The organism is Paenibacillus sp. OK003 (genome assembly GCF_900109515.1).
GTDB classification, from domain to species: Bacteria; Bacillota; Bacilli; order Paenibacillales; family Paenibacillaceae; genus Paenibacillus; species Paenibacillus marchantiae.
Genome location: NZ_FOBD01000009.1, coordinates 129,994 through 153,091, shown reverse-complemented (window position 1 = coordinate 153,091; position 23,098 = coordinate 129,994). Strand labels below are relative to the sequence as shown.

The 23,098-nt window shown below is 46.7% G+C and carries 14 protein-coding genes; all 14 read left to right on the top strand.

All coding sequences use genetic code 11. The features are described 5' to 3' along the window. Positions 1-39: 39 nt before the first annotated feature. The 14 genes from BMW94_RS15925 to BMW94_RS15860 all read left to right on the top strand — a co-directional run bounded on the left by BMW94_RS15925 (position 40) and on the right by BMW94_RS15860 (position 22,788). A complete protein-coding gene (locus BMW94_RS15925; RefSeq protein WP_090999850.1) occupies positions 40-456 on the top strand; it encodes a hypothetical protein in 417 nt (138 codons plus the stop codon). A gap of 3 nt (positions 457-459) precedes the next feature. Continuing rightward, entirely contained in the window at positions 460-846 is a 387-nt protein-coding gene (locus BMW94_RS15920) for a Low copy number virion structural protein (RefSeq protein WP_090999847.1), read from the top strand. A 15-nt stretch (positions 847-861) separates the two neighbouring features. Further along, the gene (locus BMW94_RS15915; protein WP_090999844.1) at positions 862-3,522 is read left to right on the top strand and encodes a PKD domain-containing protein; all 2,661 of its coding nucleotides are present in this window, start codon (positions 862-864) and stop codon (positions 3,520-3,522) included. A gap of 48 nt (positions 3,523-3,570) precedes the next feature. Continuing rightward, positions 3,571-5,049 (top strand): hypothetical protein, encoded by a 1,479-nt coding sequence (locus BMW94_RS15910; RefSeq protein WP_090999841.1) that lies wholly within the window; start codon positions 3,571-3,573, stop codon positions 5,047-5,049. Between the two features lie 88 nt (positions 5,050-5,137). Beyond that, positions 5,138-6,958 carry a hypothetical protein gene (locus BMW94_RS15905; protein WP_090999839.1) on the top strand — a complete coding sequence of 607 codons (1,821 nt, stop codon included), beginning with the start codon at positions 5,138-5,140 and terminating at the stop codon, positions 6,956-6,958. A gap of 26 nt (positions 6,959-6,984) precedes the next feature. Beyond that, positions 6,985-10,854, top strand: coding sequence for a hypothetical protein (locus BMW94_RS15900; RefSeq protein WP_090999837.1), 3,870 nt, complete (start codon positions 6,985-6,987; stop codon positions 10,852-10,854). 139 nt (positions 10,855-10,993) lie between these two features. Then, positions 10,994-11,947: a cell adhesion protein gene (locus tag BMW94_RS15895; RefSeq protein WP_254790252.1), complete on the top strand. Its 954-nt coding sequence runs from the start codon at positions 10,994-10,996 to the stop codon at positions 11,945-11,947. Positions 11,948-11,960: 13 nt separating this feature from the next. Continuing rightward, complete coding sequence (locus BMW94_RS15890) at positions 11,961-12,800, top strand: hypothetical protein (RefSeq protein WP_090999833.1); 840 nt, start codon at positions 11,961-11,963, stop codon at positions 12,798-12,800. Between the two features lie 103 nt (positions 12,801-12,903). Next, positions 12,904-14,136, top strand: a complete 1,233-nt coding sequence (locus BMW94_RS15885; protein WP_091000174.1) for a hypothetical protein — start codon at positions 12,904-12,906, stop codon at positions 14,134-14,136. 174 nt (positions 14,137-14,310) lie between these two features. Continuing rightward, on the top strand, positions 14,311-14,784 hold the full coding sequence (locus BMW94_RS15880) for a hypothetical protein (protein ID WP_024630443.1): 474 nt from the start codon (positions 14,311-14,313) through the stop codon (positions 14,782-14,784). 38 nt (positions 14,785-14,822) lie between these two features. Then, positions 14,823-15,437: a hypothetical protein gene (locus tag BMW94_RS15875; RefSeq protein ID WP_254790251.1), complete on the top strand. Its 615-nt coding sequence runs from the start codon at positions 14,823-14,825 to the stop codon at positions 15,435-15,437. Between the two features lie 32 nt (positions 15,438-15,469). Next, a complete protein-coding gene (locus BMW94_RS15870; protein ID WP_090999831.1) occupies positions 15,470-17,509 on the top strand; it encodes a hypothetical protein in 2,040 nt (679 codons plus the stop codon). Between the two features lie 17 nt (positions 17,510-17,526). Then, positions 17,527-20,445, top strand: a complete 2,919-nt coding sequence (locus BMW94_RS15865; protein WP_090999829.1) for a LamG domain-containing protein — start codon at positions 17,527-17,529, stop codon at positions 20,443-20,445. A 24-nt stretch (positions 20,446-20,469) separates the two neighbouring features. Further along, a complete protein-coding gene (locus tag BMW94_RS15860) occupies positions 20,470-22,788 on the top strand; it encodes an RCC1 domain-containing protein (RefSeq protein WP_090999827.1) in 2,319 nt (772 codons plus the stop codon). Positions 22,789-23,098: the final 310 nt, after the last annotated feature.

Sequence of the window (23,098 nt, the reverse complement as noted above, 5' to 3'; positions counted from 1 at the left end):
GCTTTTTCTTATAATGCTATGGAAGGTGAGGTGTATGCTATGGACACTAGGAACTTTGTAAACGCGAATGAAATCTATCCCATACTCGATTTAATCCGTAGGGAGATGAAGAAGTCCGGTCTGTACACTGGCGGCGATGATTTAACTGTCATGGATGCACTTGAAGAACCGAATGTAATTAACGTGGAAGCCCGCAGAGAATTGGCAGGTTATACTGCTCTTGTAACCTCTGTGGTATACACATACGATAACGGTGTAATCGAAGTTCTGACCCTTGAGAGGGATGCAAATTTAATTGTGGAAGGCTTCCTGATAGAGATTACATATCCTGCCTTGGTCAATGAGGAATTAGAAGAGGAAACGGATATCGCATCTTTCAGCACAGTTAGAGCGACTATTATTAGAGAGAACGGATTATTTAAGAATCTGGAGCTCGAATATATTAAGGCGGTGTAGTGAATGTCTAGCGGAGCAAATTTTGCAAGTTATTTGGTAGGCGGTAGACTCGACCCTCCTTTTATGCCTACCAAAACGAACCCGTACATTGAAGGGATTATGATAGAGTCCCAAATGTCGGGCAAAGTTGAACACAAGCTGACCATTCAAGAGGATTGTGAGCTGCTTTCCGTTGCAGTCGGCGTATCCAACTATGAAGCAAGAGACTATTGGAATTTGTACGTAGGGGAACGGCTGGTATGTAAGAACATTTACACGAAGGATTTACCGGAGGGTATGTACCTGACGGCGATTATCCCGTGTAAACAGGGAACGCAACTTCACTTTGAGTTCTTTAATGAAGGCGGCAAGCCTAAGGTAGTATGGGCAAACTACCAAACTCTCAAATAGAAAGGAGGTGATGAAATGGCAGATACGTCATATCAGCCAACGCCGTGGCTCGACACGACCATAAACGAAGAGTTCCTGCTAGAAGGACTTGCTGGAATTATGACAACCAACGGCTGGTCAAAGGTAACAGAGTTTACTAAAGTAGCCTACTCTAACAAGCTGACCAAGCCAACAATCAAGCGTTTCTACCTTCCGTTGGCTAACCCTGAAATAGACTTGCCGAAGGTACTTAACGATGATTACTACATCTACCTTGATGGGGAGATTGCTCCAACATCCTATTACACGGCGGTCAAGAACACTGATGAAACCACCACGATTACTTTTGAAGCAGGGGTATCCGGCCAGGTAGCGATTTACTACAGTACAGTCGGGTCAGCGGACACCTTCGACTTTTATGTGACCAAGCACATCGTCGTCAAAAATATATCCGGAAACCTGTTCGGCATGGCGATGCTGGCTCACATTAATGAGCAGATCGGACGGACGGACTGTAAAGTACCATTCGCAATCTATGACAAAAATGCCGATTACGGTACTCAGTTGACACCGCAGGACAGCGGCGTATTTTCTTGGGCAATTCAGAAAGCTAACGAAGAGGCCCTCTTTGAGCGGCATACGCTTTACTTCTACCAGCTTGAGAAGTGGATTGGAAACGGGAAGATGTTGGTTGGGTGGGAGAACGTCAATGAATTGAAACGGGTGGCTTTGGATGTTGAGGTTCAGACAAGCATGTGGGGTCTGGACGACAATACAAACGCTCTTCAGTCACGGATTACTGATTCTTTCCCTCAGATGTATCAGTCGCCAATAGTCACGTCCCGTACAAGAATCCCTCAGCTTGAGCACACAGAGAAAATTGCCTTCGTTGACGTAAAATTTACGAACTGGTGGGACGACAGTAAGGTGTTCGTCAAAGGATTCGTGGACGGTAAGTCGCTCATGCTGATTATCGTTGCGGACACTGCTCCTGTCTGGGATGACAACGCCGTACCTGCGATTCCTCTTTACATGGGAGACTTCGATGTGAACGGTTTGACTGAAGAGGTTATTAATCGGGATATCACGTTTGACTTCTACCGGAAACAAACGAAAACGTCCACCATTATCTCAGGTAAACCGATGGTCAATGCAGGGTCGTATGTAAAGGTATGGCTAATGGGTGACACGGATGGCGACATGCCTGACGAAGCTGTCACACTGACCATCGCAGGACAGGAAATTGGGAAATTCAATACCATCGGGGCGGTAGAGCCGACAAGTAACAGGAACGATGCTCAGTTGATGGGGCAGTTCAATATCACTGGAATTGAGGGCATGTCCTCTGTGACCATTGAAGCAGTGAGTGGAGATGGAGTGAGTGGCTACACTCCGGTATCCGGTCGGATGTTCCTTGAAATTCATATCGAGACCAATCGGAACGCAGAAGGCACACCGTCTGCCTTATTCTCAGGGACCGCATACAACAAGAACGGGGCTACCGTAGAAGCCGCTCTCAAGCAGTCCGGTCAATTCGATTATGACGATGCAAGCATCAAGCAAGAGGTTCTACTTCCTGTTATGAAGGAGTATCCGTACTACCCAAGTAACGGTATTGACTCCATTATGGTCAAGCGAAATAAGTTCGGTGCAAGGTATCAAGCGCATTATCTGTCTTGGAATGTCCCTTCTAATTCTATGCCACCGCTAAGGGAAGATGATGACAATCATAAGCACCCAAGGGCCTGGAAAGATTACATGAACGAGCAATACAAGTACCAGTTTAGTCCATCAAGGTACAGCGGGAAAGCTCATTCATCCCGTGCGCTTCTAGTTCATCCTGAAGATGGTACGTTCGGAACACTGCGCAACGTTATTTTAACCTCGCCCTTAACTATAATGAATGGTGACGAGTTAAAGGCTGTGAGAGATTACTGTGACGACGAGAACAGGTATGAGGTTTACTCTTACTACTTGGTCGAAGGGATTTCGCCACTGACAAAGAGACCTGCAACGCCATACAGACCTGCCGCTCTCGGCATTCTAAAGGCGGGGTACACTCTCCCTGAGATTCCTCCTTCACCGCCTGAACCTCCTGCTCTTATTCTGTCAATCGACCCTGCTTACTCAAGCATAGAAGAGGACACGTCGATCAAGTTCACATCGCTGTACAGCAAGCACTCCCCTATTACGAATTACAAGTGGGAAGTGGCGAGTGACGTGAAAAAGGGCTTGTATACAGTCGATAATGCAACGTTTACATTCAGCAATGTCGGCACGTATTCGGTCAAGCTTACGGTGTGGAATGAAGTAGGTCAGCAGGCAACGGCCACGGCAACCATAATGGTAACTGCCAAGTACGTGCCCCCACCACCTCCACCACCCCCACCGGCTAATACATTGCAGTGCGGTAAGCTGAACGATTCTGGCGGCGGGGCTTATACGGAGAAACTGCATGAGATGGGCAATTCGTCTGGACGAGTCGTTATCACCTACAACATGTATGGGGTAGCTGACCGTATGGATGTTTACTATCAGAACCAGTTGCTTGCCAGCACCAACATGGAAGTATCTAACGGAGGTTCACTCCAATTCCAATACAGTCCTGTTGGCGGCGTAACACAAATAAAGGTGGTCATGTCCTCCAGTTCGGGGTCGGGTTCGTCTTGGGAATACCTGGTAAACTGTCCTGTGTAACAGCAGGACTTGCTATATAAAGCTAATAAGTGAAGGGGTGCTATTTAAATGCCATTTATCGACACAACTCCTGCTTCGTTTACCCCGAAAGTAACGGAACAGGATATTCAACCTCGGTTAGGAGACCTACTTGCTACTCAAGGATGGGAAACAGTCGCTAACTTTAAGAAAGTGGTTTTTGACGCAGGTATTATGCGAAGCACGTACACTGGTCAAGATACGGTCGACATTCCAATCTACGTGGCGGAGCACTTCATTTACAAGAACACTACGGATAAGATGTTTGGCGTTGCTGTTCTTGGTACATGGAATCAGAACCTTGGTCAACTTCGGAAGCTAAACAAGTCACCTGATTCTAAAGCTCCGGCTCCTGCAACACTTGCGGTGTTCTCAGAATGGGCTACAAACGAGTTCCGTAAGTATCGTTCCCCTCAGACTCTGTACTTCTATATGGTCGAGAATTTGGCGGGACTTATGCCTAACTACTCTGACGTAACACTGCCTTGGATTAACTCGGGCGACCTTAAACGGGCGGCTCTGGATATCGAAGTAGAAGCTGCAGGTTGGGTAGGCACAGGCTCGACGGCTACCTTCACTGTATCTAAAGCTGAAGGGAATCGGATGCAATCTCCAATCATGCAAGCTGGTCTTCGCACCAACCTTTTGGAAAAATACCACGACGACGATATCAACTATGCGATTCAAAATACGAACTGGTGGGCTGACTCAGAAATCTCTATTAAAGGTCACTTGAACGGAGATAGTCTGTTTTTCATCATCCAATGTGACAACGTACCTGCACCGGAAGGAAACCTTGTTCCAATCATTCCTCTCTACTTCGGTAAGCTGGATGCCATTGAAGAAGGTGATGATGCCTACGCAATGTTCGCAGGTAGTGTACCTATCGTGACACAGACAGGTTCAGCGGGGTTGACTGCTATCGCTGAGTACGACTTCGATGATACGACGAAGAGACAACCGAACATCATGCCGCTGATGAAAACCTACCCTAAGAATCCTGCGAACGGATTGGACAACGTTATGGTCAGCCGTGGTAAACTCGGTGCTCGATATCAGGCGTACTACCTGTCTTGGAACGCACCAGCCAATGCCATCCCTCCAATGCGTACTTCGCAGGATGGCAAGCGAGACTATCCGCGGGCTTGGAACAACGCTGAGAATCCTCTTTACAAGTATTCCTTTAACCCTTCCCGATACAGCGGTAAGGTTCACACTTCCAAGCTGTACGTGGTTCATCCAGAAGAAGGGGTGCGGGGAGCACTGAAAGACACCATCGCATTATCGGCGCTGTCCTTTAACGCAAACAAACTGCGTGTGAAGAAGGATCACTGCCCAGATGAATTCGATGTATTCCGTTACTTCTTGGTTGAGGGTGTGTCCCCACTGACAAGTAAGCCGGGAACTCAGTACCGTCCAGCGGGTATTGGATTGTACTTAAATACTGTAGATGATGAAGGCGTGGAGGTCACTCCGACACCTACACCGACACAGCCTACAACCCCATAACAATATAGCCCTGGCATTAATTCCTATTAAATAAGTATATTTAGTCAGGATAACCAGCAGGGTAATTCCAAACGAGAGGTGATTTATCGTGAGTTGGTTTGATGGAGATTCCACGATTCAGCTATTCCCTAAAGACCTTGAAGCACTGTTTAACTCCAAGGGATGGGATACATTCATAAAGTACCGCTCCGTATCTCAAGACGGTCAGAAGTTCGCAGATGTCCGCTTGTTCCGGTCTCTCGGCTCGGACAACCAAATGCGGAACTTCGGCATGGTTTACGGATACGGCAAGAAAAGCAATCCAACCTTGGGCGAGCAAGAGTTTATTTCTCAGAACTCCGTACTTGGTGCGTTGATTGAAAACGAGACATTAAACACGAAGTTCCACTTCCAAGTGTTCCCTGTACTCAGAGATTCTGTCATCGTCTATAAGAACGGTAACGCTGTTGCTTCGACAGACTACGTTCTTGATGAAACGAACGGTATCATCACATTCACGTCCGCACCATTGCCGACTGACGCAATTACAGCAAACTACTCCCCATCTCCAATTGCACCTCAGCCAGTGAAGCGCATGTACTTCTTCACATTCGATGATGTGCGGGGCGAACGAATCGTACAAGGTGTTAGCGGTTCTGTAGTCGTTGGAGACCCTGAATCCATTTTACCGGATGGTGATGGAACTCGTAAGTTGTTCCAAATCCCAACGGTGGCGACGATTAAAGCGGATACTGTAAGGGTTTATGTGAATCAGGTTGAACAGGATTCAACGTTATACACAGTTGACTACACTAATAATAGTGTAACGTTCGTTGGCAAAGCACCAGACGCAGGAGCAGAATTACATGCATCCTACATCAGAATTCTGAATGCCACTGGAAACCAAACGCTGAATTACGGTGACATCACAGTCAAGAACTTTGACCCCGATAAACCGAATGATCTAATGAATGCTGTTTACTCATCCATTTATTACATCTATCCATCCCTGCCAACGGCTCTGTCCTTCACTCCGTTGCAGAACTTTGATAGAGGATGGCAACGTGATAGTACGATGTACTACTGGGGGAATGTAACCAAAGACCGAATCGTAATGTTTTTCCGTCCAGATCCTACTCCGGGCGCTGAGAATACTTACTTCGCTCCATTGTACATCGGGCGGCTAACGACTCTTGGTAAGTCCCCTCGCAAAAACAATGTCATTATCTCTGGTTGTCGGGAAGCAGACGAAGTTGTATGGAAGAAAGACATGAAGTTGGGTGCGATTTACGTCGACTACGGTAACAACACATCCAACGGAAACCGTGGTGTACAGCTTCAACAGTCCATCGGTGGTACATACTACCAACAGCATTACCTCGCGTTCATAACGCACGATAAGAACGTTGATGCGGGTGAGTCCCGATTTAATCCATCGGTTTATAGTGGTAAGTATCACATCTCCCCGATGTACATTGTTCACCCGAATGATGGTTTTGTAGGTAAGCTGGATGAATGTTACGCCGTACACCCTAAGAACATTTCCCAACTCGATGAACTTGAAGTAGTGGAGACATCCGACCATGAAGAAGTGGGCAAGGGCACAGGCGTAAACAAAGTCTTCCATATGGCGCACTCGCCTTCTCTGAAGGATGACGGAACTCCGTTTAAGTTGGAAGTTCAGGTGGATTGCGTAGACCAAGTGCTCGGCACAGACTACACAGTTGATATCGAGACGAAGACAATCAACTTCCTTGACGGAAAAGAACCTGTGTCTGAATCGGAAGTCCTTGCTACTTACGAGTACAAGCAACTTTACCGCTACACGTTGGCAGACACACCTGTCAGTCCGTTCACATTGGCTAACATGTCGCCGTTTGCCCCAATTGGTCTCGGCATCCTGAAAGAAACGTTGAAGAAGAACTCTTAATAAATAGCAAGGGAGGTTGGCGGTGAATGATGAACGGTAAGAAATCTTACCTGATCAGCTTCACCGCCCTTTTTTCTAAAAAGGGCTATGAACTGACAATTGGGTTTGAGCAGATTATCAATGCAAACAATCAATATCACCTGACCGCTCCCGTTAACAGTACCTATCGAACACTGATTGAAGATACCATGAAGGGCGCAAATAAAGTGCCTCACTCGGCTACTGGATTATTCGGGCGGCTAGAGAGTGCTGAGTACGTCACTCAGTATGACGGTTTTGAGGTGGAGACTGTAGTCGCATCTATCGTATCGTATTTGTCGGGCATACATAAGTATTTTAACGGCGAAACAGTCACGGACGTAACAACTGGAGAGCAACAGAGCGTACGCAGGCTAGAGCAGGTACTTGATGCTGAAGGTGCGGCGGTGAGAGAAGGCAGTAGAACAGACCATCTGGCACTTCTTGACGAATTATCCTCCGGTGATCTTTATGACGTGAAGGTCTCCATTGAGGAAGGGAACAGAGTATCCATTTCACTATCTAACAAGCAGAGTGTTATTCATGCCTTGGAGTCCAATACCTCAGGAATATCAGCGGACGCTCAAATGTCAGGCTTCGACACGGCTGAGAATGGGGTTCGCCTTAATGCGGAAAAAGGTCGGGCGGTTTTGTCGAACATTGTAAGAAACATCTTGGACGGGGAGATTGCTTTACTGAGCACTGCTACCCATGACCCTTACATCACGATGCAAGGAGAAACTGCCCGTTTCAAGTCAGCAGAGGTTGGTATGTACAGGGCAGACGGGGAATCCTATCCGGTTGAGTATGCAATCATTGTGAGTGAAAGTAAGGAGTTCGGTTACGAACTTGCTGAGATTAGTACCAAGGATTCTTCCCTTAAAGGGTACGAATTGGCTGATACAAGGCATGAGGGACCTCTTGAAAATATCGAAGAAGCACGGCGGCTGGAAGTCACGGAGGACGCATTTCTGTCACAGACAGAGAACGCAGTATCCGACATGGCTTTTGATGCACAAGACGTAGCGTATATTTATGCAGAGAAGCAGAATGAAGCAGACCTGACGCTAACTACGCTGACAGATACTTACGGCGGCGGGGATGCAGAGGTAAACGAGAGCATTGTAGCAGAAACGGTTTACCATGACCCGACGATGCTGAGTGAATTTATCATAGTAGATACATGTAAGGATACTCACCTTGAGACTTTTACCCAAGTGTACACCTATCAGAATGTTGACGTGCAGGAGTTCGTGCAGACAGATACGATCATGCAAGCCAGCCAGCAGGATACGATGACAGGCGACCTCATTCACCCCGTACATGAAGGGGGTATTGATGGGGTGCTCACTCAAGGCGAGACCGTACACGATTCTAATTTACATGAGAGCATTGCCTACGAGACGTTGGTTCATGAGCCTGCACACCTTGACTTGTATACCGAATCGACAACCCGTGAGGATGTTTACATCATTGCGTCATCCAGTCAAGCTACCAAGCATGTCAAGGATGCTAGAATCGAAACCACGCGGACCGTGGACAAAAGGGTAACAGCAGAACTTCAGGAGTTCCTTACGTATGAGACAAGGCGGGACGGGCAGTTTGAGACCATTGAAGTAACTTACAGCCAGCCAGGTTCGTTTCTGACAATTGACCGGACAAGCACTGCTGACACTCGGCAGGAAGGCGGAGTCATCCCCGCATTGGAGAGTGGCAAGGTAGAGATGGACTACGATGCAAGAATAGATGGATTAGAGCAATCTTATTACTTCAACAAGGGCGGTATAATCTCTTTCTTTACAGGGGTAGAGAGCATTTCAAACGGCGCTGAGAATCGTCTTGAGTCGGCAGAGTACACTTCGGACGCTTGGGGAAATGAGAGTCTTACAGACGCTTCTAGCGACTCTGAAGCGAAAGGTAGAATAGAGTTCTCTTCACAGGCAGTAGTCAATCAGGAGTACGCCGCTGACGTAGGGAAAGCATCAGATGCCGAATACTTTATAAGTAGCAATAGTGATATCCAGATTGTGACCAACGCTGAGATTTATGTGGGCGGCGACCCGCTGGTAGATAGATTCATGGGCGCAGATAATATCAGCGATCGGACGGATGCAGAAGTAGAAGAGATGACGGAAGCAGAAGTCACGGAGCATATGCAAGCCGAAGTCCAATCCTTGGTTACGTTCGAGCAGATACAGGGCGTGATTGCAGAATCTCCTGAGATTCTTAAGGCTGTACGTCTCATGGAGATTATGTATGGCTCGAAAGCTGTCGATTTAATCGAAGCTGGCATGGAGAACATCATCCAAGACAGCATCACTCAAGGCTTTACTCAAGCCGACTTCCCTGCCATCACACAAGCTGTGATTGAAAGAATGAAACAGGCGGGCGCAGGTGTGACAGTCGTCGCCATCAATCAGGATGAAGTACAGGCAGAGCATAACAAAGGGGCAGAACTTGCTGTAGAAAATCCTTCTACTGGACTGTACATCAACGAACCGGAAGGAACGATGCCGCAGGAAATGTCAGGAGCATCTTTATTCGACTTCCACCGGACAGCAGACGTGTCTGAGATTGGTCGGGCTATCTCTGAAGCGAACAAGCTCATCGGCATTATGCAGACGATTGAATCGGCAGAGCAGACCACATTCGGAGAAGGGCTGAGACCGAACACGTTGACTGCCGCAGAGTCCGACATTACCAAGGACGGCGTAGTACATTTCCCTGAGACAGCAGTATCCGACCCAACCGCTGAAGGCGTAGTCGTAGGGATTGAGACAGGTTCGGTGGGCATGAAGTATGACGGGGTGATGGAAAGACCGGAAACGGCTGACCATATGACCAATGCTGAAGGTGTCATGCAGGAGACGGTGACAGCAGAGCAGTCAGATGCCAAGCAGGTCGGCTATGAGCACAAACCGGAGACTGCAGTCAATGAAACAGGCAGAGACGGAGTATGGTTCGGCATTGAGTTAGCTGAACAGCGGGCGGACAAAGAAGGCGTGACCCATGAAATCGAAGGCGCTCGAATTAGTGACGGAAACTCTCCATCGATCCTCCATGAAATTGAAGGTGCTTGGCAGAGCGATGCGCCAAGAGAGTCCGTTTTACACGAACTGGAATTAGTAACCTACGGTGACAGAGAGTACGAGATGGAAGAGACCAAACTGGAAGGGGCAACGCAGAACAAGTCTGCAGATGCAGTGCTGTCTGAGATTGAAGGGGCAACATCCTTTACTTCAGAGGAAGCTGTCGTTCTGGGGTTAGAATCCGCAGATTACTTTGACGGCTCTACAGAAGGGGTTATTTCTGGGGGGGAGTCGGCTTATCTTGATGATAGCAGTAAAGTCGGAACGATCTCCGAAATGGAGACAGCAACGTTAACAACCAATGCTGAAGCCATCGTCCATGGATCTGAGCAAGCTACGAGCGGCAAGGAGATAAACCCAGTTGTTCAGGAAGAAGAACTCGCTGACTACAGTTCGTATCAAAACGAATCGGTCATTGATGAACTCGATTCTGCCACACGGAAGAGGAAACGGCTTGTGACCGATATTCATGACGACACTGAATCTGTGAATAACCGTGAACCTATCGAGACACACATCGCTGAACCTGAAGACGCCACTAGACCAACCAGGGCTGTGGAGGTAGGTATTGAGATGTCAGAAGAAGCCGACAGACCTAAGCGTGTCTTTGAAGTCGATATTAATCAAGCGGAAGGCGCAACACGACCTAAACGTGAAATTGAGACGACGATTGAGAGAGCGGAGGGCGGCATCCTGAAGACTCCGGAAGAACCGAAAAAACCTCGCATTTGGCTCATTCTCGGAAAGATCGCTTCGTGGAGTATCTGGAACTGGAAGAAAACAAGGTAGGTGATAATAATTGGGAATCTATAAAAAGTCGAGTGGCTTGATCTTCGATGATAGGTTCGATAGCGGGAGTATTCATTCCCGCTATACCCTTTCACCTAGTGATGCTATTTCAATCGACAATACTTTGGGTCAGGTCATTATGCCGCACACAGACAACGACACTTCTATCATGTTTGACGTTCCTGAAGAGCAGACCGTTTTAATGGAAGTGACAGCAGACTATGTACCCACGGAACTTCTCGATGAAGGCGGTATTATCATCTGGCAGGATGGATACCACCGCTTGGAGTTTCTTGAAAGTATAGACACGACCACCAGAGAGTACAGCAAATGGCGGGCACTGAAAAAAGGGAATAAATGGACGTTCTATGCAGACCGAGGTAGTGGGTGGGAGATATTCGACACCGCTCCTATGGTAGCTGAGAAGATGGGAGTAATCCTAAAGAACCGTGAAGAGACGAACTTTGATACCCTGAACCTCGATAGAGTCATAGTTTGCAAGAGTGACAAGATTACAGTAGGTAATCTACCAATGGGGTACTCCGTTTACCTCTGTGACCCTGATGGTAATTCGGTGGCTTCGGCTGTAGTCGAACCCAACTGGACGGGGTGCGAGATTGAACTACCCACTGTCCCGTACAACGGCATTATTAGAGTCTATGATACGCAAGGGACGCTCCTGTCCAGCCTTGGTGCTTTTGATATCTATGGTGGCGACATTTACCTGTTCGGTACAGAACTGAAGGTCGTCTGGAATGGTAAAGAACTTAACAAGGAGAACGATACGTATCTTGGAACTATGTACGACAATCAGATTCTTGTTCAGATGGTACTACAGAACCCTTCCAAGGAGAAGCCTGCACATACTATATCCCTTGGCATCCTAAAGTATATGGAGACGTTTGGATACGAGTGGGCAGATATTTGCCATGATGATGGAGCAGATATTCCGACAGGGGATTTCTCAAAGCTTCTGGACATGGACAGTTTGCCACCTCTTGGGGAACGAAAGTTCTGGATGAAAGTCGAGAAGATGGAAGACCGTTTCCAGATTAAACCTCTACACTTTATTCTGGACATTAACCATACGTAAGGAGGTGACGTGAATGGCAGGAACTAAGATGACCCTTCGGCGCTATGGTGGTGGGGAGTTTCAGTATTGGGACGAACAGGAAATCATTGTAGACGAGCAGTACCTTGCGTTAGAGCGTGGGCTGTTTCTTCACCTTGACCATGAATACCGGATGGGTACAAAGCAGTTGGATGTTTACTTTAACGGCGCACACTTGCTGGAAGGCGGCGGCTACGAAGAGATTGACTCGACAACTATCCGCCTGGATCTAGGCAAGTATCAAGTAGACACGCCGTATGCTGGACAGACTGTACAGCTACAGGTTGGCGATGAAATCCTTATTAGGACTTGGAAATCGGAATACCGCCAAGGAAATGACAACATTGATGGACTCAGGTTCTTGGATCTGGAAAAAGAGGTACATAAGGCTAGGCAATACAAGGACGGACATAGTCCCTTCAATAGCCTTGACGAGCGTCTCGATTCTATTGAGCAGCGGGCAGAATCAAAGACCATGGTGTTCGTCCTAAGTCGGGTATTCGATGGCATAGCCAAGCTGGTCATGAGATTCCCGTATGAGGGAGATATCACTGAGGTTTATGCTTCTACATCACGTGAAGGTATAGCGGACACGGCATTCCAGATTGAAAAGTGTTCTCAGGAAAGCTACGACAGCGCAACCCCTGTGTGGGAGACAATTTTCCATACCAACCTTGTTGTGGATGGGGATGAGCGTTCTAGTCGCACCTCAAGTAGACCTTATGCTGTATCCGTTCCTCGAATTAACAAGGATGACCATTTTCGCGTTAACGTGGTCGAACGGGGCGAAGGCATTGAAGGCGTCACTATAGAACTAGTGATTCGGCTGAGGTAGTACCTTAGTCTACCATCTATCAATAAAATGTGGGATTACTTGCTTATAATGTATCTGCGGTAAAGGAAGACACCGCAAAATGATAATAAGAGAGGTGAAAGATATGGCAGGAACTAGAGGTATTGCAAGATTCCGTGGAGAGCAGTTGAACAACAAGTTGATGCGTAACAACCACTTCGATGTTGCCAACAAAATCAATGAGAAGTACTTGGATATTGATTTCCACGCTCACCGTGAATCCCTTGAAGATACCAAAATCGACGTGTTCGTTCAAAAGAATGATGTTACAGTAGGTGCGGGTCTCAACTCCATCACAATCACGTCTGACATTCTGAACACTGTCGTAGCGGTAGATTCCAACACCGAAGGAACTGTGATCGGTAGGGAACTCCAAATACGTAAGAATGGGACGCAAGACTTCCCGTTCATTGATGAGGACGGCGATCGCGTTTACGCTAAAGTTCGTGAGGATGCAGGAGAGTTCTACCTCGACTTCTTCAGTGAGGTCGCAGGAGCAGAAGCCCCTTACACGTTCGTTGAAGCTGTAACAATCGATTACAAGTACATCACTCGTACTAACTTGTCTGTAATCCCTGTTGACGCTATTGTTAGCGGCGGAGCAGGTCTTGTAGCCGATGCTGTTGACGCTAAAGCCTACATGAACCTTAACCAGTTGATGAAGGATATTTACGGCGGCTCTGGAACACTGGACAATGATGGTAATGCTAATCTTGCGACTAACATCGTACAACAAATTGCCAACGAGATTCAAGCACGTAACGATGCTGATACAGCTATCCGTAACGACTTGGCATCCACAGCGGCGACTAAAGGCGCAAGCCTTGTCGGTGTAGTCGTTGACCCTAACTACGATGGCGCTAATGTACAAGCTGTCCTAGCTGACCTTGCACAGCGTGTGGTTGACGTTGAATCACTGACTGCTGGTATTGCTGACCGTGACGCTGACTCGTCTAATGGTTACTTTAAAGCAGGAGACTTCGGCACTGCTGAGGGGCGTATTGTTAACCTTGAGACTGTCGCTGATGCTGAGTTTAAGGCTCAAAACGACCGCTTGGTGAAACTTGAAACTGAGGATGAAGAAGAAGTGTTTGAAGCGACGGGTGGCGAGACTGAGTACGTTTTCGTAAACGGTTTGGCTAAACCCAAGACTGTCCTTCTGTTCATTAACGGTCAAGTACAAGCACCTAGCATCAACTTTGATTACCTTTTAGACGGTAACGGAGCAGTCCGTGGTGTCAACTTCGCACCTGAAACTCTCAAGGTTACTGACGGAATCCCTGATGTTCTGTACGTCAAGTACAGGAAAATTCTCTAGTATTTAGACCCCCTTAATCGGGGTCTTTTTATTTGCATCATACTTGGCTATAAAACGACCAATATAGAAGTGATACTTTACAAGGCAATTGTTAAGGTTTCACCTGCCCAACTTATATTGTTTATAGCTTGATAAGAACAATTCTAAAACTAAGCAATTAAGGGAGGAAATACAATGCCAGCACCAATAGTTTCTTGGTATACATCCGATAACTCTTCGCAAGTAACTCAGTGGGATATCGGTACGGTTGACGCAGGTTCGTTGTCCACTACCTTTACGGTACTGATTTGGAATAACCGTGGCGGTTCGACGGCAGTCTCCGACATGCAGAACTGCACACTTACAACTAAGGATAGTTCGGGCGGTAACACAGGCGAACTTGTTACCAACACTTGGATTGAGGTTAAAGTTGACTCGCTATCCGAATCATCGTTTACGGCTGTAGGTGGGACGGTTACAAAAGATATCCGTGCTACGAAGTCCGACACTCCTGCGAAAACAATCAAAGGGCCAGCTAATGACGGAAACGTTAATACAGCTAACACAACCGCAAATTTTTCGAAGGTCACTCTTCGTGCAAACGTACCACCAACGGCTACAGCAGGTTTGGTAACATTCCTGACACGTGTGTCCTACCAGTACGTGTAAGAAATTGACTTCAATACAATGAAGGAGGAAATTGTATCATGCTTTCGATTTTCAATGAGCACAACGGGGTCTCTCCTGTAGGACAAGACTTTATATGGGTGGGTGAGTACGATGACGGTACTTACCTATCCGAATTTAACTTTGACACAAAAGAAGAAAACAGCTTCTACGATATTCAACGGGACAGGCTGGTTCGATTTGGTGTCATGGGTCATGGTAGCAAGTTTTTCTTCGAGAGGGACGGGGTATTCAACCTTGGCGGCATCGGCATAGAAGTTATTTACAAGGACGGAGACAAGGGGTATAACCTTACGGGTCACTCAGGAAAGTTTAGTGATGTCATCACCTACAAAGATGCTGAATCAACTGTAAACTTTGCAAGTGGTCGGGGCGGCACAATCGCTGATACTACTATAACTCAATATAACTTCGGGTATAAGTCTGTTATTGAAATTGACGGAGTAACATTCCAGTTCAAGGCTACTTGTAAAATCCCATTCGGTCAGCCAATACACATTAACTTCTGGCTAGTCGCAGACCAAAAGATGGACGGTGTGCTCCTGATTAAGAAGAATAATCGCATTGCTACAGAACTCAAAGCACCACTCAGAAAAGGTGTGGGCGGCGAAGTCAATTTCGGACTGTCTTCCTAAGACAGTCTTTTTTTATATAAGGAGGAACGTTCATGCCATATCAAATTGGTGACTTAGCTTTTACAGGTCAGGCTGATTCCCAAACACTTGTGGGGAACATTGCTGACGTTATGGTTGGAGATAAATACATATACGTTGCATACCAAAACTTGAACACTGTATATGTTTACAATAAAAACTCTGACGGGACTATCGGTTCATATGTCAGAAGCCGAAATTGGGTCAGCGATGACAGTTATATTTCGTACATCTGTAGAAATGGAAGTTCTGTCCCTTACGGATACGCCGTATTCACCGAGGTTGGTCAGGACTACATTGTTGGGTGGTCGAGTAGCCACAACCTTTTGTTTATGTGGACTATTAGACAGAGTGACCAAACAGTTGTTAACCGTGTTCAGTACAACGCCCCCACATCTATGGCTAGTTATGGTCGTGGTGGTTGGGATGGCGGGCAGTACGTATGGTTCTGGAACAGGAACGATTATGGTCTTTATAAGTGGGACTTAAACAACAAGACAGCGGCTATGGTAAGAACATGCACCATCGCAGGTAGCGGTTACTCGTTAGACTCAAGCTATACAGGGAGCGGTCTGTACGTTGCGGGAGACAAGGCTTATTGGGGTTCAGGCTCAAACGAAACCGATGGTCTCCTTGGTTGCTTTGATGTGAATACAGGGGCACTCGTAGGAAGCAAGATGACATACTCCAACCTACCCTCGTTCGGAGTAACAGCAATAAACGGGGCTGTGGGATGTATTCAGCCTAACCCTACACAACCCGGCATAGCTTACTACTTTACCTTCGGGACTACACTCAAGACACTATTCCTCACGACTCTAGACGTGGCTAATACACTCATCCCTACTACGGCTCACGCGAACGACCTTGCCATAATGTTCGATATTACTAGTGACTCAAGGGGAAGTACCACTTCTGCGACGTTCCGTGCCTTAATAAACGGGACTGAGCTAAATCCCTTTGCACCTTTACTACCACTTCCAGTGACTAATAATAGTGTGACAGTTCCAATCTCACTCATGAACATTGGGGGGAACCCATTCACCTTAGAGTTGAAGGATAACTACGGCGGCATAAACAGAAAGGTATTTACTATCACCGTAACCAATGACCAGCCTAGTATAGTGACTTCCGTATCCAGTGCCACTACCCACAAAGAGAACGTTGTTTTTGAAGCCATAGTGACGGATGAACCAACAGACTTAATGACTTACAGGGTTCTATTGAACGACGTTCCTCTGGACGATTGGACAGTATCGGGGTACAACTCCCCGCTTATTGTCAGACGTTCGTTCAGGTCTGACCAATTAAACATGGGTGCTAACGAAGTCAAGATTGAAGTGAAAGATAACTTTAAGACCAACACTACCGTAGTGTCCGGTCAAAGCACAATCACAAAACTTAACAAGAAGCCAGTAGTCGATGTAGTCATGAAAGGTAACACGCTATACATGGACTTTAATGACCCTGACGGAGACCAAGTAAGATTCAGAGTGTTACTGAATGGGAAGCAGGTGCTTCCAGAATCAGGGTACTCCATTCCCTTCCCTTCTCCAACGTCAATTATGTACACATTACCCAAGAAAGAAGTAATCACTAATCAATCCAACACGGTTGTTGTGGAGGTGGTTGATTCGGCGGGCGACACAGACATGTGGGCAAGCACAGGAGCACTAGGGTACAGCGGATTGATGTTTAAAGACACGGAAAGTAACTTCTACACGACCGACTTCGGTACTCTTCTTAAGTACCTGAACGTTGGAGTTCTTTACGCAAGAGAGCAGTCAGGAATCTATGAAATTACTGTAGAGAACACCTTGGGATATCCTGTGAAGAACATTAAGCTGACACCCATTCAAGGAGACCTTGATCCTGTATCAGAGAAAGTTGAAATAAGCCGAAGTAATGCACCGTTTTCTCCTGAGAGTGAGCTTCTTTACCCTGACTCATACGACACAGGAGACACACTGAAGTTTTACGTTCGATTGACTATGAACGATGATGCGGTTGGCGGCGGCAACTTCAAGATTAAAGTGACAGGCAATGCCCTGTAGGAAGAGAGGTCAATATAATGGCTAATCTAAAAGGTCAACGTGTCCAGATTGATGCGACAGGGGTTAACCTGGCGGCGGGGGCGCAAAACACAGTTGAATTTTGGATGTACTGGCGTGGAGTAGAAGGCGTTATGCCGTTTGGCTGGAGTAACTATGACCTCTATTTTTCTGGTGGCGGTTTTGGATTTAACACAAACAACAGCGATGTATTGGGAATCCCTAGCGCTTCCCTGGCCAACAGATGGGTACACGTAGCGGGAGTATTCTACAATGGAGTACCCGACCCAACGAACGTGGAACTATACATCGACGGAGTGAAGCAAGTCATATCCAACCGAAACGCATCCAACGCTAACCGTTCAGTCACTAATGTTGCTTGGATTGGTGGCTTTGGGGCAAGTGGTGGTTACTTGTTTAATGGCTATATACGCAATTTTCGTATTTGGAACAGAAAGTTATCTGCGGCAGAAGTCTCGTTAGCAATGACCACGCCAGAAGGACTGCCCGCAGGTAATGGAATTATCGGGCAATGGTACACGGATTCTATTGAGAATGTTGCCCCTCAGTACGACTATGCATTTGCCAGTGGGTACAGTGGGTGGAATCCTACCGCTTTAATGACTGGAAGTACCTCTTACCCGTTTGACGACAACGGAGACCTGTACGCAGGTTTCATGTTCCAGTGGGACACGCCAATTAGGTTTACTCAACTGAAGTTCAGGTCTCACGTAAACTTCCCTATGTATAATACTTCCATATATATAGATAACCTCAGGGTAGCGGACAACATCACTATTACAGGGACTTACACTACGTTAAATGGTAATTGGTATGGAAAGAGTGTAACCCTTGTTAGGAAGGGGGCAAGTAAAGACCAAACGATTCAGCAAGTGGAGTTCTACGGAGACGTTCTAAGCAAGGGGTTTGACAGCTCTATAAAAAGTGTGGGGAGTATCCCTGCTTGGTATACGTACAATATGCAATTGGTTCAGATTGACAATACGCTGGACGTGATCGGGGATACGGGTCACGGCGGTAATGATATCTGGCATATGACTAGGGCTACCAACATCCGTGGCGCTGTTCAGAGCGTAAGGTCTTACCAAGTAACGGGGTGGCAACAAACCACATCTCACCCTGACTGCTTTGATTACAATCCCTTTAATGGACACATCTACGCCGTCCATAATGAAGACCCGTTCACGATGCACAAGTACCTAATCAATAAGAGCGGCATGTCTTGGAGTGTTTCCCTTGTTAAGTCGTATACCATCGCTAATAAGGTAGCTAGTGGCGATACGTTAAATAGTTGGGCGGGCGTAAAGTTTGCCTTCAATAAGCAGACAAATGACGGGTACGCATACGTATTAGCTAACTACCAATCTGCGGGGAGTATCGCCAAGCTGTACAGGATTAAACTCGATATGAACAATGTTGTACCTGAGTTCGTTACAGATATTCCTTGGTATTACCCAAACAATCTAGGTAGCTTTGCGGTGACAGATGACTATGTGTTTCTTCCTACCTCAACAGGGGCGCACGTAGGAGCATTTGGTGTTAGAGATGGGCATTTAGCTAATGCCTACCCGATTGCAAATAACGTTAACAGCTACTTCAACGCTTCAAGTTATAACTATGACGGGGAAACGTTTGTAACGGCTAACGGCTACCAGTACGCTCTGACCCAACTGAAAATTGGAAACAGGAAGCCATATTTCAACGACATGAAGGTAACTCCTGCTACTGTGGCTAGGCAAGACTATACTCTTACAGGTAGTATATCCCATATCGACAATAAGCCAATGTCTTATAAAGTCTTCGTGAATGGTGTGGAAAAGGTATCGGTAACTACACTGCCTTCTCCAATCGCAGTAAATCATCTACTAATGAACAAAGATTTAGAAATCGGAATCAACACCGTGACCGTAGAAGCACTTGATTCTAGCGGGAGCATTTCTGTTTTTGTATTAAACATCGCCAAGGTAAACACAGATACTAACCTTAACCTGACGGCTTCGACTCTGACTTGCCACAAGGAAAATGTGACCCTGGAGGTTGCTGTGTTTGACGCTGAGAGGGATATGACAAAGTTCCGGATTTTGATAAACGGGGCGGCTGAATATCCAGAGTCAGGGTTCACAGAAAACCTCAAGACTCCTTACACTTATGTCCACACCATTAGGAACAGCAGACTCTCTATTGGAGACAACTCAGTAACGGTCAATGTCGTGGATGAGTTTGGCTCTACTGTGACAAAATCCTTTACGATCAAGAAGTTCAACGCAGAAGCCAAAGCTGAAGAAGCATCGGTCAGGGGGCAGATGTTATATGCCAATATTACTGACCGTGACGGAGATGCTGTAAGGTACAAGATTCTAGTGAACGGGAATCAAGTGCACCCTCCTACACTTGGGACAATGACTCAATACCTCCCAACACCAATCAATGTCCAGTATAGACTGCCAAAAGAATCAATTATTTTGGGTAACGTGCATGAGGTAAAGATTGTCATGGAAGACGACATGGGAGTCACGTCTAGTTGGGTGACTAATCCTTTGATTGAATACGCAGGGCTGATGTTTGTCTCTGAGAGTAACCAATTCTACTCTACCGATATCGGAGAGGTTCTTCGTTATCTTGAAGTCGGTACTGTCGTGGCGGGTAACACCTCAGGTACTTTCAAGATATTCCTAAAGAATACGGTAGGGTACAAGGTCAAGAATATTATACTGACCACGGCACAGAAGGACTTAGACCCCGTAGACGAAGAAGTGCAGTTGAGCCTGACAGACAAACCGTTCACACCAACGCATATGCTGGAATTAGGTTCTCTTGAGCACAGTGAACAAGCTACGTTTTACGTAAGAATAAGCACTTCAAGAAAAGCCATTGGCGGCGGCTTCTTCGATGTCAGAGTCGTAGGAGACCCTGCTTAATAGGAAGTCATGGGAGGTTAAATAATGAGTACACAGTCGGCTTTCCATTCATCGTATATCAAGAACAACGGTGATGTTTATACCTTCGGGTATAACAGCCACGGTCAGCTAGGATTCAGTAGTTCTTCCGTCTACCCTACGCAGACAAGATTAACTTCACTGTCCAACGTGAAGATGGTCGCTGAAGGGTACTACCATACAGCAGTACTTCTAATGAACGGCGACTTGTATACGTTCGGATACGGTTACTATGGGCAGTTAGGGGATGCCAGAGGTTGGAGGAACAATAACTCTAATTATACGCCTGTAAAGGTCATGTCAGATGTTAAAGAAGTCGCTTGTGGCTACCTGCACACCGTTGCCCTAAAGAACAACGGTGATGTACACACATTCGGGTACAACGCTCACGGGGAGTTAGGCAATGGTGGTACTTCAGACACATACACCCCTCAGAAGGTCGCAACGGGTATTCGGAGGGTAGGGGCAGGATACACCCACTCGTTTATCATAAACCAACAAAATAAGCTATACGCAACAGGGTACAATGGGTACGGTGGTTTGGGGATTAATAACTCAAGCAATAAGCTTTCGTTCACATTTGTAATGGATGACGTTCGACAGGCAGATGGCGGCATATACCACTCGCTATTCCTGAAAACTGACGGTTCTGTGTGGGGTACGGGGTATAACTACCACGGGCAGACAGGTAGAAGTCTAGGAAATGGTACAAACAACTTCTATGGAGTTCCGCACAAGATTATGGATAACTGCCGCTCTGTCGTCTGCGGCGGCTACTTCTCAGGCGTGATAACAAACGATTCAAAGCTGTACACATTCGGAAACGATGACTATGCGCAGTTAGGGATGGGGTATGTATCTGGAAGTATAAACTACACTCCAAGGCTTGCCACAACCAACGTTAGGCAAGTAGCTATGGGTTACTACTATACTCTTGTACTGGACAACGATGGTAAAGTAAGGGGCGTAGGGTACAACTATTACGGTATGTTGGGAACTGCTACGAACAACAACAGTAGCACAGGTGTAGTGGCTTGGCAGAATGTAGCTAGTGACGTTCGTAGGCTTATGGGCGGCGGTGAGGTTTCATTCACTTTCTCAGACTCAAGTATCACACCGTCATTTCATAAGGAAGACTGTCAGCTTGTTACTACCATCGGACATATAGCCAATGACCTGGTGTCGTATCGGGTTTTGGTTAACGGTACACAGAGATTCCCTTCATCTGGATGGACTTCTTCGCAGTTGACGGACTTCATTCTTACTAAGGATTTATCGCATACGTACTTTAATCTCGGAAGTAACATGGTAATGTTAGAGGTGCAGGACTCACAAGGGCTTACAGACTCCATTGCTTGGACTACAACGAAGACTAATGTTGCCCCTGTAGCTTCTCCTGAATTATCTGCGGCTCAGATTCACAAAGATAACGTCATGATTGGCGGTACAGTATCCGACCCTGAAGGGGATAGAGTACAGTACCGTGTGCTACTGAATAACATACAGAAGTATCCGATTACAGGATTCACAGAACTAACCCCTCCACCTGTTGACATTGGGCTAGTAATCAACAACGCAGACTTCAACGTGGGGGCGAACACTCTCAAGATTGAAGTGCAGGACGACTTAGGCTCACTAACCACGTGGACGCAGATAATCATCAAGACAAACACTGCACCTACAATCACAGGCACAGTTCTTGGTAACTTTATCAACGCTCAGGTCACAGATCCCGACTCAGATAAGGTGCAGTATCGAATCCTCCTGAACGGAGCACAGCTTTACCCTGAGAATGGATACACGGGCTACAATCCTGTACCATTGACAATCCAGTACGTCATCCCGAAAACGAAAGTAAATAAGGGCAAGAACAACACTGTCCGCATTGAAACGTTGGATGAATTGGGCGGCTCGAATTCGAGGGATATGATCTTCATGGGTGTGTATTCAGGGCTGTTGTTCTGCGATGCGGCAGAGTCGTTCTATTCAGACGACTTCGGAGATGTGCTAAAGTACCTTGACTTCGGGACTATGGTGGCGGGGCAGACGACAGCGGCAGAGAGGGTATTCGTAAAGAACACTCTAGGCTACCCTGTAGAGAATGTCAGGCTGTGGGTTGACCAAAGAGAACTCGATGGAATCAATGCCAAGGCCGAAGTGAGTAAGCTAGATGCTCCCTTCGAGCCACGTCCTCAGCTTGTCTACGTAGAGCAATTAGACCACAATGCAAAGATTAGTTTCTATGTTCGCATAGCGACTAATCGACAGGCGATGTGGGGCGGTATGTTCGATATCCTAGTCAAAGCTGACCCAAGAAAAAGCTAGGAATAGCCCTTACTATCTTATATTGGTGGTAAGGGCTTTTCTATGTCTCAATACAATGGGCAGGTAACTTCTCAATACAATGGGAACGGATGTGATAAAATTTGGCAGTCGTCGGTGATAAATTTAATTTTACGTCCACTTCTACGTCATCTTGGACAGTACCTAATGGCGGACGCTATCTAATAGAGTTAAGCGGAGCAGGTAGTACGAATGGCGGGAGCGGCGGCTACGTAAAAGGGGAAATAAACCTCACCAAAGGTGAAGTATTAGCTATTACAGTAGGCGGTCAATCTAATGGTGGTAGCGGCGG

Excerpts from the sequence above, each read along its gene's own strand:
- BMW94_RS15910 (WP_090999841.1), top strand. The coding sequence starts at position 3,571 with ATGCCATTTATCGACACAACTCCTGCTTCGTTTACCCCGAAAGTAACG.
- BMW94_RS15885 (WP_091000174.1), top strand. The coding sequence starts at position 12,904 with ATGGCAGGAACTAGAGGTATTGCAAGATTCCGTGGAGAGCAGTTGAAC.
- BMW94_RS15875 (WP_254790251.1), top strand. The coding sequence starts at position 14,823 with ATGCTTTCGATTTTCAATGAGCACAACGGGGTCTCTCCTGTAGGACAA.
- BMW94_RS15920 (WP_090999847.1), top strand. The coding sequence starts at position 460 with ATGTCTAGCGGAGCAAATTTTGCAAGTTATTTGGTAGGCGGTAGACTC.
- BMW94_RS15880 (WP_024630443.1), top strand. The coding sequence starts at position 14,311 with ATGCCAGCACCAATAGTTTCTTGGTATACATCCGATAACTCTTCGCAA.
- BMW94_RS15895 (WP_254790252.1), top strand. The coding sequence starts at position 10,994 with ATGCCGCACACAGACAACGACACTTCTATCATGTTTGACGTTCCTGAA.
- BMW94_RS15890 (WP_090999833.1), top strand. The coding sequence starts at position 11,961 with ATGGCAGGAACTAAGATGACCCTTCGGCGCTATGGTGGTGGGGAGTTT.
- BMW94_RS15860 (WP_090999827.1), top strand. The coding sequence starts at position 20,470 with ATGAGTACACAGTCGGCTTTCCATTCATCGTATATCAAGAACAACGGT.
- BMW94_RS15925 (WP_090999850.1), top strand. The coding sequence starts at position 40 with ATGGACACTAGGAACTTTGTAAACGCGAATGAAATCTATCCCATACTC.
- BMW94_RS15865 (WP_090999829.1), top strand. The coding sequence starts at position 17,527 with ATGGCTAATCTAAAAGGTCAACGTGTCCAGATTGATGCGACAGGGGTT.
- BMW94_RS15915 (WP_090999844.1), top strand. The coding sequence starts at position 862 with ATGGCAGATACGTCATATCAGCCAACGCCGTGGCTCGACACGACCATA.
- BMW94_RS15870 (WP_090999831.1), top strand. The coding sequence starts at position 15,470 with ATGCCATATCAAATTGGTGACTTAGCTTTTACAGGTCAGGCTGATTCC.
- BMW94_RS15900 (WP_090999837.1), top strand. The coding sequence starts at position 6,985 with ATGATGAACGGTAAGAAATCTTACCTGATCAGCTTCACCGCCCTTTTT.